Origin of the sequence: Mobilicoccus caccae (assembly GCF_030161635.1) — a bacterium.
Lineage (GTDB): Bacteria > Actinomycetota > Actinomycetes > Actinomycetales > Dermatophilaceae > Mobilicoccus > Mobilicoccus caccae.
Genome location: NZ_BSUO01000001.1, coordinates 164,829 through 180,140, shown reverse-complemented (window position 1 = coordinate 180,140; position 15,312 = coordinate 164,829). Strand labels below are relative to the sequence as shown.

Here is a 15,312-nt window from a genome sequence, read left to right as displayed (position 1 = left end):
CCACCGTCGCCTCCCAGCCTCGGACAGCACCTCACGACGAGACAGCAGGGCGTGCGCGGCTGTCTCGGACCGGACCTGCTGTCCGAGGTGGGTTCGAGGGCGGTGATCCGGATAGTGCTCGACGCCGGTCTGCCGTGCTGGTTTGCTGGAGTCCGGCTGCGGGGGTCGTGGCCGGGTTCGGGGAAGGGACAGGCTCATGTCGCAGGGATGGTTCGCCTACGCACCGATGTCCGAGCAGTATGCCGACGGTGGTGCACCGACGGCGGGGATCCGCCCACCGGAGGCCCCCGACCCGCGCCGCCAGGCCGAGCTCGCCGACATCGGACGCCTCGCGCGCCGCGGCCTCAAGCTGGCGCTCAAGGTCGCCCGGGCCGAGGAAGGGGCGACGCCGGGCCGCGTCATCCGCGACTTCCTCGGTGAGGCCGCCGTGGACGCCGAGATCGTGCAGGAGGCGTGGGCCTCCTACGAGGGGGTCAACCTCCAACGCGCCGTGGATGCCTGGACGGCGGGAAAGCCCCACCGGCTCTACGGCATCCAGTCGATGAACGACGACGCGTCCCTGGGCATCATGCTCATGGGCGACGACAACCCCTTCAGCGCGACGATCGCCAACGTCTCCCGCACCAACCTGCCGGCCGGACCGGACGGCCACACCATCGCGTGCGTGCGGTTCGGCCTCCACCTGATCGAGACGGTCGAGGGAGACGCCGACAGCCGGGTCGCGCTCTTCCAGTCACTGGCCGACCCGAGCCGAGGACGCCCCCACGCGACCGTCGAGATCCTCGCCGCCGACCGCGAGGTCGCCGCACGCGTCGGGCGGGAGCTGCGCGAGCTGAGCCGGGCGCTCAACGTGTTCCGGGGGCAGGTCCTCACCTTCGGCGGCGACATGTTCGGCTACGGCGAGTCGATCCTCAACTTCCACCGCCGACCCTCGATGACGCGCTCCGACCTCATCCTCGACGAGCGGACCCTCGCGGCGATCGAGCGGCAGGTCGTCGGGATCGCCGGCCACCGCGAGGCGCTCCTGCGCGCCGGGCAGCACCTCAAGCGTGGGCTGCTGCTGTACGGCCCGCCCGGGGTGGGCAAGACGCACACCATCCGCTACCTCATGAGCACGCTGACCGACGTCACCGTCATCCAAGTGAGCGGCAACGCCCTGCAGTTCGTCGCCGAGGCGTGTTCGGCGGCACGGTCGCTCGCGCCGTCGATCGTCGTCGTCGAGGACGTCGACCTCATCGCCGAGGACCGCGGCATGCACCCCGGCGAGCACCCGATGCTGTTCCAGCTCCTGGGCGAGATGGACGGGATCGAGGGTGACGCCGACGTCGCGTTCATCCTCACGACCAACCGCGCCGACCTCCTCGAACCGGCGCTGGCTGCGCGCCCGGGACGCATCGACGAGGCCGTCGAGATCGACCTGCCCGACCTGGAGGCGCGCCGCCGCCTCTTCGAGCTCTACCGCGGGCGTCTGGTCATCGACGCGGACGAGGAGCGCATCGGGGCGGCCCTGACACGGGCCGAAGGGGTCACGGCCTCGTTCCTCAAGGAGTTGCTGCGCCGGACGGCACTGGCCGCCGCGGAACGATCCGCGCAGGCCGGAGAGTCCTTTGTCGGCGGCGAGGAGGACGCGCCTCTGACCGCGAGCGCCGACGACCTCGATCTCGCGCTGGACGGCCTGCTCGACACCCGTAGCCGGATGACCCGGGTCCTGCTGGGCAGCGCGCCACCGGCCGAGCAGCCGGACCTCTCAGCCGAGCAGGCCGACCTCTCACCCGAGCCGTGGCCGCCCATGCCCGGCCTCTACCCGGGCGAGGCCTTCGACGCGCCGGACCGGTAGTCGCCGGCCGGCCGTGACCCGGGTGCCCGGGTGGCGTCGGCGCTCGGTGGCAGGCAGGGTGGGAATCATGAGTGACGAGAAGAAGATCACGGTCAGCCGCACGATCGACGCCGCCCCCAAGGAGGTGTTCGAGATCATCTCCAACCCGGCCCGTCACGCGGAGTTCGACGGTTCGGGTCAGATCGTCTCGGACGAGAAGACCGACCGCATCACGGCGAACGGCCAGGTGTTCACGATGAACATGAACGCCGAGCACATGGGTGGGGACTACCAGACCGACAACCACGTGGTCGGGTTCGACGAGAACCGGCTCATCGCCTGGGAGACCGCGCCCGCCGGCACCGAGCCCAAGGGATGGAAGTGGGTGTACGAGCTCACCCCCGAGGGCCCGGACTCCACCGTCGTCGCCCTGAGCTACGACTGGTCCAAGGTCACCGACAAGGAGCTCCTCAAGAAGGTCAGCTTCCCCCTCATCCAGGAAGAGGCGCTCGAGGACTCCCTCGCCCGCCTCGCCTCGGCGGTCGCGGGTTCCTGACCCGCCCATCTTCCGCCCGAACGCCCGAACCGCCCTCCGATCGGAGTGCGGTTCGAGTTCGTTCGCGCCGGATCACGTCGCGCCTAGGGCGTGTCTCTCAATTCGCTACAAAGGGACATGCGCGCCCCGCGGCAGAGGCGAGCGTTGCTGCTGGTTGGCCTTTCAGCCCTCTGGCGCGGCGCTGCATTCCGTAATACGCTTTGTGGATGGAGACCATCAACGGCAAGCCCGTCACCGACGAGCAGATCCAGGCCTGGGCGGATGAGGCCGAGGCCGGGTACGACGTGGAGGTCCTCCGAAAGCGAGGGCGCAAGCCTCTGGGGGATGGCCCCGCGCGAGTGGTGCCCGTGCGTATCGACGACACGCTGCTCAGTGCACTCGATGAGCGTGCCGCACATGATCGCCTCAGCCGCTCGGAGCTGATCCGTGCCGCTCTTCGCGCCTACGTGGCGTGAAGGTCAACCACTCTGCGCTGCGCCACGGCATCGACGAGCTGGACATCCTCCATGCAGTCGAGACCGCGGCTTACCTCTCGGAACCCGACGATGACATGCCCGCCAAGCTTAGATGACCCCGAGGGCCAGCATGGCGTCGGCGACCCGGATGAACCCGGCGATGTTGGCGCCGGCCACGTAGTCGCCGGGCATGCCGTACTCCTCGGCCGTCATCGCACAGGTGCCGTAGATGCCCTGCATGATGTCGTGCAGGCGCTCCTCGGCGTACTCGAACGTCCACGTGTCGCGCGAGGCGTTCTGCTGCATCTCCAGCGCGGAGGTGGCGACACCGCCGGCGTTGGCCGCCTTGCCGGGAGCGAACTCGATCCCGCCGCGGCGCAGGACCCGCAGGGCCTCCGGCGTGGTCGGCATGTTGGCGCCCTCGGCCACGATGATGCACCCGTTCTTGACGAGCGCCCCGGCGCCTGACTCGTCGAGCTCGTTCTGCGTGGCGCACGGCAGGGCGATGTCGCAGGGCACGTCCCAGATGCAGCCGTCCGCCACGAACCGCGCGTCGCGCTTCTCCGCGTACTCCGAGATGCGGCCGCGGCGCACCTCCTTGAGCTCCTTGACCGCGTCGAGGTCGATCCCGCCCTCCTGGACGATGTAGCCGCCGGAGTCCGACAGGGCGATGACCGTGCCGCCGAGCTGGGCGACCTTCTCCGCCGCGTAGATGGCGACGTTGCCGGAGCCCGACACGACGACCTTCTTGCCGTCGAAGTCGGTCTTGCGGGCACGCAGCATCTCGTGCACGAAGAAGACGGTGCCGTACCCGGTGGCCTCGGTGCGCACCTGCGAGCCGCCCCACGAGAGTCCCTTGCCGGTGAGGACGCCGGCCTCGTACCGGTTGGTGATGCGCTTGTACTGCCCGAACAGGTAGCCGATCTCGCGGCCGCCGACACCGATGTCACCGGCCGGGACGTCGGTGTACTCGCCGAGGTGGCGGTACAGCTCGGTCATGAACGACTGACAGAAGCGCATGATCTCACCGTCGGAGCGCCCCTTGGGGTCGAAGTCCGAGCCGCCCTTGCCGCCGCCGATGGGCATGCTCGTGAGGGCGTTCTTGAAGATCTGCTCGAACCCGAGGAACTTGACGATCCCCAGGTACACGCTCGGGTGGAACCGCAGACCACCCTTGTACGGCCCGAGGGCGGAGTTGAACTCCACCCGGAACCCCCGGTTTATGCGCACCTTGCCCGAGTCGTCCACCCACGGCACCCGAAAGATGATCTGGCGCTCGGGCTCGCAGATGCGCTCGATGATCGAGGCGTCGACGAACTCCGGCCGCTTGTCCACCACGGGGCGAAGGCTCTCGAGCACCTCGTGCGCCGCCTGATGGAACTCGACCTCACCAGGGTTGCGGCGCAGGACCGTCTCATACATGGGCTGCAGCGTGGGGTGCAGGGTGCTCACGAATCCTCCGTCGGATCGATGCGGGCGAAAAGGCGCGCACATCGCGCGAGGTCACTGTATTGCGAGCCCCGCTCATGTAGGCGCGCGGTCCACGGGCGGCCGATTTCACTGCGCGAGGCGAGGCCCGATCCGAGACGGCGACACGGGCGGCCCGGGCGACACGGCAGGAGATGTGCACCGATGGTCTCGGCGGTGACGAGGTGCGCCCCGCGAGAATCGGGGCATGGACGAGCTCTGGTTTCAGATCGGCATCACGTGGCCGCAGGTGCTGGGAGTCGTCGGGGCCACGACCGTGCTCTATCTCGTGTACGCGGCCCTGCTGGAGCTGTGGACGCAACGACTGCAATCGAGCACGTCCACCCTGAGCCTCGCCCTGGCCACGGTGACCGGCGCGGTGATGGCACGGGCGATGCTCGGCAACTCCCCCACGCTGCTCGGAGGACTCGTCGCGCTCCTCACGCTGGCCGCCCTCGAGTCCGGGTTCGGGTTCCTGCGGACCAAGGGGGTGGCCAAGCGACACCGGCGCCGCCGCCCGGCGCGTGTCGTCGTGCGGCAGGGGCGTGTCCTGCGAGCCGAACTTCGGGCCGCGCACATCGACGAGCACGACCTCGACATCCGCCTCCGGATGGCGGGCGTCCGCAGCTACGCCGAGGTGGCCCTCGTCATCCTCGAGTCGCGGGGATCGCTCACCGTGGTGCGGGACGGGCAGACGATCGATGCGGAGCTGGTCGAGGACGTGCGGGGCATCGCCGCCGTCCCGGAGGACATCGTGCTCCGGCGACAGTCGTGACTCGGGCCGGCTGACCCCTCCCGAACCGGGCGCGGACCCGGCCGGCCGGCGGAACTCGACGCCGCATGAATCGTTCGATCCCCCACCGTTCCCGGCGTGCTCCCCCTCACGGTCCGAGCTTTCCGGAACCACCGGACGCCGCAGGTCAGCGGCGCTACTGTGACCGGACACGGCCGAAAGGAGACGCCATGCCAGTGGCGAACCGGCTGTCGAGGCTCGGCACGGAGACAGCGTTCGCCGTGTCCCTCGCAGCGAACGAGTGGGGGCCAAGGGCCACCGCATCTACCCCTTCCACCTCGGTGACATCGACCTGCCCACCCCGCGGGTCGTCACGGAGGCGATGAACACGGCGATCGCCGACGGCAAGACCGGCTACTGCCCCGGTGCGGGCATCCCGGCCCTGCGCGAGGCACTCGCCGACGACGTCAACATGCGCCGCGGCACGTCGTACACCCCGGAGAACGTCGTCGTGCAGCCCGGCGGCAAGCCGGTCATCACCAAGTTCCTCCAGGCCGTCATGAACGAGGGCGAGGAGGTCCTCTACCCCAACCCCGGTTTTCCGATCTACGAGTCGCAGATCGAGTACCTGGGCGGCATCGCCAAGGCCTACCGCTACGTGCCCACCGAGCGCGGGTTCGCCATCGACCTCGACCAGGTCGAGTCACTGATCACGCCCAAGACCAGGGCGATCATCTACAACGACCTGCAGAACCCCATCTCCGCCGAGTCCACCGATGCCGAGCGTGAGGCCGTGGCCCAGCTGGCCATCGAGCACGACCTGTGGGTCCTCTCGGACGAGGCGTACTTCGAGATGCGGTACTCGGGTGAATCGAAGAGCATCGCGTCCCTGCCGGGCATGGCCGAGCGCACGGTCATCCTCTACACGTTCTCCAAGAAGTTCGCGATGACCGGGTGGCGGCTGGGCGCCGCGATCGCTCCGCCGGAGATCGCCGGCGTGATCAGCACGATGAACACCAACAACGAGTCGTGCACGACGCACTTCATCCAGTACGCCGGTGCTGAGGCGTTGCGCGGCGACCAGACCGAGGTCAAGGCCATCCTCGACACCCTCCGAGGCCGCCGCGACGCCGCGTTCGACGTGCTCTCGACCATCAAGGGCGTCACGATCGCCAAGCCGGAGTCCACGTTCTACCTCTTCCCCGACGTCACCGAGGCGATGGCCGCCAAGGGCATCGAGGAGGTCAACGCCTTCTCCACCGAGGCCCTGCACGCGACGGGGGTGTCGTTCTGCACGCGCAAGCACTTCGGCCGGCCCCAGCCGGGTGAGGACCGCGACTACGTCCGTTTCGCCTACTCCGGCCTGCCGGAGGAGCACATCCGCGGGGGCCTGGGCCTGCTCAAGTCCTGGATCGAGAGCTGAGGAGATCATGGCCAAGGTCGTCATCACCAACCGCATCCCCGCCGAGGGCGTCGCCCTGCTGGAGGCCGAGCACGACGTCACCGTGTGGGACGAGGCGGAGTGCATCTCGCGAGAGACATGCCTCGAACTCATCGCCGGCGCCGACGCGGTCGTGACGCTGTTGACCGAGAAGGTCGACGACGAGTTCCTCGACGCCGCCGGTGACCAGCTCAAGGTCGTCGCCAACGTCGCCGTCGGCTACAACAACATCGACGTCGCCGCCTGCGAGAAGCGCGGAGTCGTCGCCACGAACACCCCCAAGGTGCTCACCGAGACCACCGCTGACACGGCGTTCGGGCTCATGCTCATGGCCACCCGCCGCTTCGGTGAGGGCGAACGCGTCATCCGCTCGAGGACGCCGTGGCAGTGGGGCATGTTCTACATGCTCGGAATGGGCCTGCAGGACAAGACGATCGGCATCGTCGGCGCCGGTCAGATCGGCATTGCGATGGCCCGCCGCGCCAAGGCGTTCGGCATGGACGTCATCTACACCGACGCCCGTGAGATGGAGGCCTCGGCCGCCGCCGAACTGGGGGCGAAGCGGGTGGACATGGACGAACTCCTCGCCACCGCCGACGTCGTCTCGCTGCACTGCCCGCTCATCCCGGCCGGTCAGGACGGCGCGACCCACCACCTCATCGACGCCGCGGCGCTCGCGCGGATGAAGCCGACCGCCTACCTGGTCAACTCGGCCCGCGGCCCGATCGTCGACGAGGCGGCCCTGGTGGAGGCGTTGAAGAAGGGCGAGATCGCCGGCGCCGGCCTCGACGTGTTCGAGGACGAGCCGACGGTCCACGAGGGTCTGCTCGACCTCGACAACGTCGTGCTGCTCCCCCACCTCGGCTCGGCCACGGTGGAGACCCGTACGGCGATGGCCGAACTCGCGGCGCGCAACGCGCTGGCCGTGCTCAGGGGTGAGGCTCCGGAGACGCCCGTCACCTCGATCTGAGAACCGCTGCTCACGACGCCCGGGTGGTCAGGAGACCGCCCGGGCGTCGTCATGCCCCGGCGGTCCAGCGGTGACTCTCAGTTCGTCGATCCCAGGGTCGATTTCTCACCAGACACCATCGTTCGGAGGAACCTCGTGAAGCAGTCGACCGTCACCAAGATCGCGGCAGGCTCGGCTGTTGCCCTCACCCTCCTGGCGGGAGCCGCCGTCGCCGGCAACATCCAGGCCACCAACCAGACGCTCGAGGCCGCGCAGGTCAGGGAGCAGACCATCGTGGCCAGCGACGCGATCGAGGAGTCCTCCCAGCTCCTGACGAACAGTGTCCGGGCGTTCACCGCCACCGGTGACCGTGCCTGGCTCGACCGCTACTGGACCGAGATCGACCAGACCAAGTCCCAGGCCAAGGGGATCGAGCAGCTCAAGGCCGTCGGCACGCCGCAGTCCGAGCTCGACCTCGTCTCGCAGGCGAGCGCCAACTCCGGCAACCTCGTGACCGCCGAGACCCGCGCCATGCGGCTGGTGCTGGATGCGGACCGGGTCCCGACCGGGCAGATGCCGAAGGCCGTGGCCGAGTTCGACTACGCGCCCGCGGACGCCGCGCTGTCCCCCGATCGCAAGCGGGACCTGGCGCGCGAGCTGGTCCACGGCGAGGCCTACCAGGCCGAGGTCGAGAAGATCATGGGACCGCTGGAGCAGTTCCACCAGCAGTCCTCCGCGCGCGTCACGGCCGAGGCCCAGGAGACGGAGGCGCTCCGGTCCTTCACCGAGGTCGCGCTGGCCGTCGCCGCCGGGCTGTTGTCGATCGCGCTGCTGGCGATCCTCCTGGTGTTCCACCGTCAGCTCGGACGTGTCGTGCGCCGCTACGCCGAGGATCTGCGCGGACGCGACCCCCGCGATCTGACGTTCGCCCTCGAGCCCGGTGGCGTGGAGGAGTTGCACGACCTCGCCGACGCGTTCAACGCCCAGAACGAGCAGGTCGCCTCGGTCATCACCGCGATCGCCGCCAACGCCGAGGCCCTGTCGACCGCCTCATCCCAACCCACCGAGACCGCTCGGCGTCTCGACGCCGCCTCGGAGCGGACCCGCAGCGAGTCGCAGTCGGCCTCCACCGTGGCCGGCGAGGTCAGCACCAACGTCTCCTCGGTGGCGGCGGGCACGGAGCAGATGAGCTCCTCCATCCGCGAGATCGCCGCTGCCGCCAACCGCGCGACGGGCGTGGCGCAGGAGGCCGTGCAGTCCGCCGAGCTCACCTCGGACACCGTCGCCAAGCTGTCGGAGTCCTCCATCCGCATCGGCGAGGTGATGAAGGCGATCACCAGCATCGCCGAGCAGACCAACCTCCTGGCCCTCAACGCGACCATCGAGGCCGCCCGCGCCGGTGAGGCCGGCAAGGGGTTCGCGGTCGTCGCCGGCGAGGTGAAAGAGCTCGCTCAGCAGAGCGCGACCGCGACGGAGGACATCTCCACCCGCGTCCAGGGGATTCAGGACGACGCCGCCGCCACGAGCGCCGCTCTGGCCGCCATCAGCGAGGTCATCGCCCGGATCGACCAGACCCAGAGCACGATCGCCTCCGCCGTGGAGGAGCAGACCGCGACGACCAACGAGATGAGCCGCTCGGTGCACGACGCGGCGTCGGGCTCCTCGGGTATCGCGAGCAACATCGACCGGGTCGCCGGCGCGGCCAAGGAGACCGCCGACGGCGCCGCCGAGACCTTGGCCGCCGCCAACGAGATGTCCCGCCTCTCGAGCGAACTCCACGACATCGTGCGCACGTTCTCCCTGCGCTGACCGGATCGGGCGCAGGCCGCGACGGTCAGTGGCGGATGACCACGCGTCCGTCGATGCCGCCGCGCCGCATCTCGTCGAACACGTCGTTGATCTCGTCGAGTCGGCGCTCGCTGCAGCGCGGCTTGATGAGCCCGCGGGCGTAGAAGTCGAGGGCCTCGACCATGTCCTGGCGGGTGCCGACGATCGACCCGCGGATCGTCAGGCCCTTGAGGACGATGTCGAAGATCGGGGCCGGGAAGTCACCGGGCGGCAGACCCTGGAAGACGATGGTCCCTCCGCGCCGGCACATGCCGATGGCCTGCCCGAACGCCGAGGGGTGCACGGCGGTGACGAGCACGCCATGGGTACCGCCGGTCGCCTTCCTGATCGCCGAGGCGGGGTCGGTCTCCCCGGCGTTCACGACCACCTCGGCGCCGTAGTGGCGGGCGAGGTCGAGCTTGTCGGGCGCCACGTCGACGGCCGCCACGCGCATGCCCATGGCCACCGCGTACTGCACCGCCACGTGCCCGAGACCGCCGATCCCGGAGATCGTCACCCACTGGCCGGGCCGCACTCCGGACACCTTGAGTCCCTTGTAGACCGTGACCCCCGCGCACAGGACCGGAGCGGCCTCGAGCGGGTCGCTGCCCTCGGGGATCCGCACCGCGAACTGCTCGTCCACGAGCATGTACTGCCCGAAACTGCCGTCGACCGAGAACCCGCTGTTGACCTGCCTCTTGCACAGGGTCTCCCACCCCGACCGGCAGTACTCGCACGCGCCGCACGTGGAGGCCAGCCAGGCGCTGCCCACGAGGTCACCCTGCGACCAGAGCCTCACGCCCTCGCCGACCTCGACCACCTCACCGACCCCCTCGTGCCCGGGCACGAACGGCAGCCGGGGCTTGGCGGCCCAATCCCCGTCGCACGCATGCAGATCGGTCTGACACACCCCGGTCGTGAGCAGCTTGACGAGGATCTGCCCCGGCCCTGGTGTGGGCCGCGGGATCTCCTCCACGGTGACCCGCCGACCGAACTCGCGGACGACTGCTGCGCGCATGGTGCTCATGCCCTGCTCCTCTCGTGCGTGGGAGGTCAGTCGACCACAGAACGTGGGTCGTGCAACGGGACGTGCGCCGAGGCGCGGCGTGATGCGGGCCGAGCCCCACCACGCCGCGATCACGGCCACAGCCCCGGTGAGCAGGCTGATCAGCGCTGCCGGCGACCCAACGGCAGGGGCTCCATGGGCTGCTTGGCCACGGACATGTCGATCCCGAGGTCCTTGGCGAACACGGTGCGCGTGCCGGTCCAGACGTCCTTGGCGAACTCGTCGAGCTCGAAGACCCGGCAGCCGCGCAGGCGGTGCTTCTGATCACCCTCGAGCCCGTAGGGGCCGAAGCCGGTGCCGGGGCCGTAGCCGAGCTTCACCCCGTAGTAGTCACCGACGTAGGTGTTGATGTGGTCGTGCCCGACGAAGACACCCCTGACGTCGCCGCGGTGCTGGATGGCGGAGAACATGCCGGAGTTGAACGGCCCCGGGCACTCGGCCTCGTTGCGCTCACCGACGATCTGGTGCTTCTTGACGGCGCGGGCGTGGTCGGCGTCGGTGCGGGAGTCGACGCTGGCGAACCACATGAACCGGTGCTCCCAGAGCGCGATGTGGAGGAACATCAGCGAGGGGATCTTGGCCCCGACCCGGCGCTGGACGTGCTCGGAACCCTCGAGGTACCAGCGGATCTGGTCGGCCCGCAGCCAGTCCCAGTCGGGGTAGCCCTCGAAGTCCTGGCCGGCGATCTGCTTGGGGGCGTAGCGGCCGCTGTCGAGCAGCCACACACCGAAGATCGGCTCGTTGTCGCGGCTGCTGCCGATGAGCAGGAACATGTTGCCGGTGCCGGTGATGCCCTTGGCCCCCGCGGTGTTGACGTTGTGCTCGTAGGTGCGGAAGAAGTCGAGCATCGCCGGCTCGTCCATGCCCGTCTTGGGGGTGGGGTCCTCGTCGTGGTTGCCGAACGTGGCCGCCCACCTGACGCCACGGCGCTCCATCGGCTGGATGACGTTGTTGAGTGCCTGCTTCTGCTCGATGACCGTGGTGGGGGCCGAGGTGAGCTGGTCACCGACGAGCACGACGAGGTCGGGGTTCTCCTTCTCGATGACCTTGTCCATGAGCTCCACCGTGCGGCGGTCGGTGCGCGGCCCGTCCTGGGTGTCGTTGAACTGGACGATCTTGAACCTGCCGTTAGGCCGAAAGCGCACCGATGCCTTCGTGGCGATGCCGCTCACCGGGTCGGCCTTCGGCTTCGGCGCCGCCTGAGCCGACGCCGGAGCCATGCCGGCCATGCCGAGACCCAGCGCCCCGAGCCCGCCGGCCTTGATCAGCCCGCGCCGTCCCAGATTCGTGCCGGGGCGATCCATGTCGTCGTTGTCCACGTGGTCCTCCTGTGTCTTCGCGCTCCTCGTGAGCGCAGCCAGACGCTAGGAACACCGGGCGAATCCCGCAGGCCCCCAAGGTTTCCGCGCCGTGAAGCACAGGCGGCGGGACGACGACGGGGCTCTCGGGCGGCGACGATCGGGTCAGAGGACGGCGCGGGAGTGCGCGCGGACCGCCATGGGCGAGCCGAGGGTGAGGGCGGCGATCGCCATGAGCCCGGCCACGACGACGGGCGGAACCGGGGCGGCGTACAGCACCTCGACGAGGGCGGCTGTCGACCATCCCGTGTTCGCGCCCACCATGAACGGGGTGAGGGTCACGGCGAGGGCGATCACGATGAGACCGTAGGCCACGGCCTGCCTGACCCCGGTGGAGGCGGTGTAGCCGAGGGTGAGGTTGATCAGGCCGAAGGCGAGCGCGAAGACGAGGACCGCGAAGTACCCCCACACCGGGGTGAGGTCACGCCCGAGCGCCGTCCAGGCCAGGGCGATCACGGCACCGAGAACGGCCAGAGCCGCCGCGATGACGACCACGGACGCATACCGGGTCCGCACCGCCGTGCCGCGGGGGATGCCGAGCACGCTCTGGAGCGCACCGACCCGGCCGGACTGCTCCATGTCGCGGTGCGCCAGGCCACACGCCGAGACCCACCCGGCCACGATCGGCCAGGCCAGGACGAGCGAACCCGTCACCGCACACCCCACCACGACGAGCACGGCGATCACGCCGAGGAACGACCGGCTTCCGACGAGTCGAAGATCCAACCCGAGCGCTCGCATCAGAGATCCTTTCGTTCGTAGCGACGCACCGCCAGGCGGTGGGACAGGACTCCCCGCCCACGACGAGGACGACCAGCGTGACGAGTGCGACGACGCCGGAGGTGGGGGTGAGCAGGGCGGGGCTCTCATCGAGCGCCACGGCCCAGATCGCCAGGCATGACAACATCGCGACGAATCCGCCGGTGACCGCGGCGATGAACGTGGCGATCGCACCTCGACCGGCTGCCACCGGCATCCCCGCAAGGACGGCACCCGTGGCGACGCAGGCCGCCATCCACGACGCGAACAGGGCCTCTCCGACGCCCCGACCGGTCACGAGCGAGACCACCAGGGCCGCGAAGAGGTAGCTCCCGAGGAACGCGAGGTAATGGAGCGCGCTCGCGAGGTACCGGGCCGTGACGACGTCGCGCCGCCGCAGCGGCAGGATGCGCCGCAGCTCTCCCCCACCCTGGGTCGTGTCCACCGTCCACAACGTGCGGATGAGCGGGTAGGCGATTCCCAGGGCGCCGCCGGTGAGCGCGTTGCTCACATCGATGAAGGCGCCGAGGACTCCGCCGGCGAGGCCGACGACGGCGACGGCGACATCGGCACCCCCGAGTGCGCTGCGACGATCCAGCCTCCACGCCTCGTGTACGCGGGGCGGGCGTCGACGATCCAGATCGGAGAAGGTGAGGAGGGTCATCGCCGCACACCTCCTCGCCCCGTGGCGAGGCCGACGACGATCTGGTCCAGGGTCGGCGGGTCGAGCACGAGGTCGCCGGCCCAGCCCCGGGCGTCCTCGGTGCGGGCGAGCCCGTCGAAACCGGCCTCGTGGACCCGCACCCGTACAGCGCGGCGCGCATGTCGTCGGTGAGGTCGCGGACGCCGCCCCGGACGACGCGGTGATCGGCGAGCAGGTCATCGGTCGCTGCGGAGGCGGCGACGCGGCCCTGGTCGAGGACCGTGACGAAATCGGCGATCCGCTCCAGGTCACCCGTGATGTGGCTGGAGAAGAGCACGGCGTGACTCTCGTCCTGCATGAACTCGGCGACGAGGTCGAGGAAGTCCTCACGGGCGACGGGGTCCAGACCGGAGGTGGGCTCGTCGAGGACGAGCAGCTCGGGATCGTGCGCGAGTGCCACGGCGACCTGCAGCTTCATCCCGGTTCCGCGCGACATCTCACCGACCTTCGCATCGGTGCGGATGCCGAACCGCGCGAGCAGACTGCGGTAGCGCTCCTCCGACCACGCGGGGTAGAAGGGCTCGACCGCCGACTCGATCGCGGTCGGCGTCCAGCCCTTCATGAAGTAGTGCGAGTCGAGGACGACCCCGACCCTGTCCATGGTCGGCATGGCGATCCGGCCCTCGTCGGGGACGACCGTGCCGATGGCCGAACCGATCGTCGTCGTCTTGCCCGAGCCGTTCGCGCCGACCAGGCCGACGACGTACCCACGCGGGACGTCGAGGTCGATCCCGTCGAGCGTGAACCGGCCGAACCTCTTGACCAGCCCCCGGATCGCCAGTGCGACATCGGAACCGGCGAGGGTGTCGTTCGGGGTGGGGTGGATGTCGGTCATCGGTGGTCTCCTTCGCATCCGATGAGTCGTCGGAGTCCGCGTCGAGCAGCGCCTGCAGGGCTGCGCGGACGTCGGCGCCGTCGAGACCGGCCGCGCGAGCGGTGTCGACGGCGCGGATGAGGTGGGCTTCGATCTCGCGCAGCGCGTGTTCGCGGACGAGCTCGCCGTCGCGGGCGAGGACGTAGCTGCCCTTGCCCTGGACGTTGACGATGAACCCCTCCGCCGCCAGGTCGGAGTAGGCACGTGTCGTGGTGATGACGGAGACGCGCAGGTCACGGGCCAGCCCGCGGATCGAGGGCAGCTTCTCGCCCTCGGCGAGATCCCCGGCGAGGATCGCGGCCCTGACCTGGGTCGAGATCTGTTCGTAGATCGGTTGTCCCGAGGCGTTCGAGATGACGATGCGCACGAGAGTCTCCTTACTGTCTATACGCACTATAGACAGCAAGGACAGCTATGTACAGCAAGCCGTTCTGCGAACGGATGGACCCCGGGGGCCGAGGCCCTACGGCCGGAGCCGCCCCCGCTCCGCCTTGGCCCCGAGGGGGTCCCCGTCATATCCGTCGCCGCTGCGTCCGGGCAGGTCGATGAGCTGGGGGGTCCGGTCGTAGCGCGCGAGCAGACCTCGAGCCATCTCGTACACGTCCATGTACGCCTCCACCAGGGTCTTCTCCGGCGAGTAGGCGATCCGACCGACACTCGGGGCCATCCTCGCACCGTCGGTCACGACCTCCACCGGGCGCCCCGTGGCCTCGTCGAGCGTGTAGAGCGTCAGACCGCGACCCTGGCCGTCGTAGGCGACCGTGAAGCCGTAGTCGATGGGGCCGACGTATCCGAGCTGGAGGGCACTGGCGATCGAGAGCGTGTAGGTGTCGGCGATGACCGACTCCATGTCCGTGAGGAGCGCGCCTGCCGGACGCGTCACCCCGTCGTCGAACACGTCGCTGCGCGTCAGCCCGACGGCGACGAACCCCGCGATGCCGAGGCCGATCTTCAGCTCGAGGTGCGGGGCCTTGGCGCTGCTCAACGTGACGAGCTGGAAGTCCGGCTCTGGACGCGACTCATACCCTCCGGCGACGAACCCGACCGGACCGCTGGGGAACTGCACCGTCCGCGAGGCGAGGTCGAGCACCGACTCGATGGTCGCGGGGTCGAAGGCCTCCTGCTCGGGTGAGGTGTCGACGAGATGGGCCACTCCCAGGATCCACGGACGCACAGCCGGGTCCAACGCCTCGGCCGCGCCGTCGAGAGCGATGTCGATCAACTGGCTCATGAGAAGGGCGCCTCTGTTCTGGTCGTGACTCACTGCACGGGGGTCACCAGTACATCGGCCGCGGAGGCGCCGTCGAC

Annotated in this window: 12 protein-coding genes and 3 pseudogenes; 7 read left to right on the top strand and 8 right to left on the bottom strand. The window is 69.6% G+C overall.

The window, feature by feature from the left end; all coding sequences use genetic code 11:
* Positions 1–196 precede the first annotated feature (196 nt).
* The 3 genes from QQK49_RS00940 to QQK49_RS00930 all read left to right on the top strand — a co-directional run bounded on the left by QQK49_RS00940 (position 197) and on the right by QQK49_RS00930 (position 2,827).
* Positions 197–1,837, top strand: a complete 1,641-nt coding sequence (locus QQK49_RS00940) for an AAA family ATPase (RefSeq protein ID WP_284302247.1) — start codon at positions 197–199, stop codon at positions 1,835–1,837.
* A 67-nt stretch (positions 1,838–1,904) separates the two neighbouring features.
* On the top strand, positions 1,905–2,372 hold the full coding sequence (locus QQK49_RS00935; RefSeq protein WP_284302246.1) for an SRPBCC family protein: 468 nt from the start codon (positions 1,905–1,907) through the stop codon (positions 2,370–2,372).
* Positions 2,373–2,578: 206 nt separating this feature from the next.
* The gene (locus QQK49_RS00930; RefSeq protein ID WP_284302244.1) at positions 2,579–2,827 is read left to right on the top strand and encodes a ribbon-helix-helix domain-containing protein; all 249 of its coding nucleotides are present in this window, start codon (positions 2,579–2,581) and stop codon (positions 2,825–2,827) included.
* A 108-nt stretch (positions 2,828–2,935) separates the two neighbouring features.
* On the opposite strand, the gene gdhA is transcribed toward QQK49_RS00930, so the two are convergent.
* Positions 2,936–4,249 (bottom strand): NADP-specific glutamate dehydrogenase, encoded by a 1,314-nt coding sequence (gdhA, locus tag QQK49_RS00925; RefSeq protein ID WP_284305790.1) that lies wholly within the window; start codon positions 4,247–4,249, stop codon positions 2,936–2,938.
* 253 nt (positions 4,250–4,502) lie between these two features.
* Between gdhA and QQK49_RS00920 the strand changes: the two genes are divergently transcribed.
* The 4 genes and pseudogenes from QQK49_RS00920 (at position 4,503) to QQK49_RS00905 (ending at position 9,226) form a co-directional block, all read left to right on the top strand.
* Positions 4,503–5,069, top strand: coding sequence for a YetF domain-containing protein (locus QQK49_RS00920; protein WP_284302243.1), 567 nt, complete (start codon positions 4,503–4,505; stop codon positions 5,067–5,069).
* Positions 5,070–5,257: 188 nt separating this feature from the next.
* Positions 5,258–6,450 (top strand): annotated as a pseudogene (locus QQK49_RS00915) (pyridoxal phosphate-dependent aminotransferase).
* Between the two features lie 7 nt (positions 6,451–6,457).
* Entirely contained in the window at positions 6,458–7,438 is a 981-nt protein-coding gene (locus QQK49_RS00910) for a 2-hydroxyacid dehydrogenase (RefSeq protein ID WP_284302242.1), read from the top strand.
* 135 nt (positions 7,439–7,573) lie between these two features.
* The gene (locus QQK49_RS00905) at positions 7,574–9,226 is read left to right on the top strand and encodes a methyl-accepting chemotaxis protein (protein ID WP_284302241.1); all 1,653 of its coding nucleotides are present in this window, start codon (positions 7,574–7,576) and stop codon (positions 9,224–9,226) included.
* A gap of 25 nt (positions 9,227–9,251) precedes the next feature.
* Here QQK49_RS00905 and adhP read toward each other — a convergent pair whose 3' ends face one another.
* The 7 genes and pseudogenes from adhP to QQK49_RS00875 all read right to left on the bottom strand — a co-directional run bounded on the left by adhP (position 9,252) and on the right by QQK49_RS00875 (position 15,235).
* Entirely contained in the window at positions 9,252–10,271 is a 1,020-nt protein-coding gene (adhP, locus tag QQK49_RS00900; protein WP_284302240.1) for an alcohol dehydrogenase AdhP, read from the bottom strand.
* A 140-nt stretch (positions 10,272–10,411) separates the two neighbouring features.
* Positions 10,412–11,629 (bottom strand): metallophosphoesterase family protein, encoded by a 1,218-nt coding sequence (locus QQK49_RS00895; protein ID WP_284302239.1) that lies wholly within the window; start codon positions 11,627–11,629, stop codon positions 10,412–10,414.
* Between the two features lie 144 nt (positions 11,630–11,773).
* Positions 11,774–12,409, bottom strand: a complete 636-nt coding sequence (locus QQK49_RS00890) for a hypothetical protein (protein WP_284302238.1) — start codon at positions 12,407–12,409, stop codon at positions 11,774–11,776.
* A gap of 678 nt (positions 12,410–13,087) precedes the next feature.
* Complete coding sequence (locus QQK49_RS00885) at positions 13,088–13,231, bottom strand: hypothetical protein (protein WP_284302237.1); 144 nt, start codon at positions 13,229–13,231, stop codon at positions 13,088–13,090.
* Between the two features lie 215 nt (positions 13,232–13,446).
* Positions 13,447–13,965: pseudogene (locus QQK49_RS23090) on the bottom strand (ATP-binding cassette domain-containing protein); the annotation flags it as partial.
* A 238-nt stretch (positions 13,966–14,203) separates the two neighbouring features.
* Positions 14,204–14,371: pseudogene (locus QQK49_RS23085) on the bottom strand (GntR family transcriptional regulator); the annotation flags it as partial.
* 96 nt (positions 14,372–14,467) lie between these two features.
* The gene (locus QQK49_RS00875) at positions 14,468–15,235 is read right to left on the bottom strand and encodes a hypothetical protein (RefSeq protein ID WP_284302235.1); all 768 of its coding nucleotides are present in this window, start codon (positions 15,233–15,235) and stop codon (positions 14,468–14,470) included.
* Positions 15,236–15,312: the final 77 nt, after the last annotated feature.

Bases quoted from the DNA above. Each gene is read 5' to 3' on its own strand.
- QQK49_RS00940 (WP_284302247.1), top strand. From the start codon at position 197: ATGTCGCAGGGATGGTTCGCCTACGCACCGATGTCCGAGCAGTATGCC.
- QQK49_RS00935 (WP_284302246.1), top strand. From the start codon at position 1,905: ATGAGTGACGAGAAGAAGATCACGGTCAGCCGCACGATCGACGCCGCC.
- QQK49_RS00930 (WP_284302244.1), top strand. From the start codon at position 2,579: ATGGAGACCATCAACGGCAAGCCCGTCACCGACGAGCAGATCCAGGCC.
- gdhA (WP_284305790.1), bottom strand. From the start codon at position 4,249: ATGTATGAGACGGTCCTGCGCCGCAACCCTGGTGAGGTCGAGTTCCAT.
- QQK49_RS00920 (WP_284302243.1), top strand. From the start codon at position 4,503: ATGGACGAGCTCTGGTTTCAGATCGGCATCACGTGGCCGCAGGTGCTG.
- QQK49_RS00910 (WP_284302242.1), top strand. From the start codon at position 6,458: ATGGCCAAGGTCGTCATCACCAACCGCATCCCCGCCGAGGGCGTCGCC.
- adhP (WP_284302240.1), bottom strand. From the start codon at position 10,271: ATGAGCACCATGCGCGCAGCAGTCGTCCGCGAGTTCGGTCGGCGGGTC.
- QQK49_RS00890 (WP_284302238.1), bottom strand. From the start codon at position 12,409: ATGCGAGCGCTCGGGTTGGATCTTCGACTCGTCGGAAGCCGGTCGTTC.
- QQK49_RS00875 (WP_284302235.1), bottom strand. From the start codon at position 15,235: ATGAGCCAGTTGATCGACATCGCTCTCGACGGCGCGGCCGAGGCGTTG.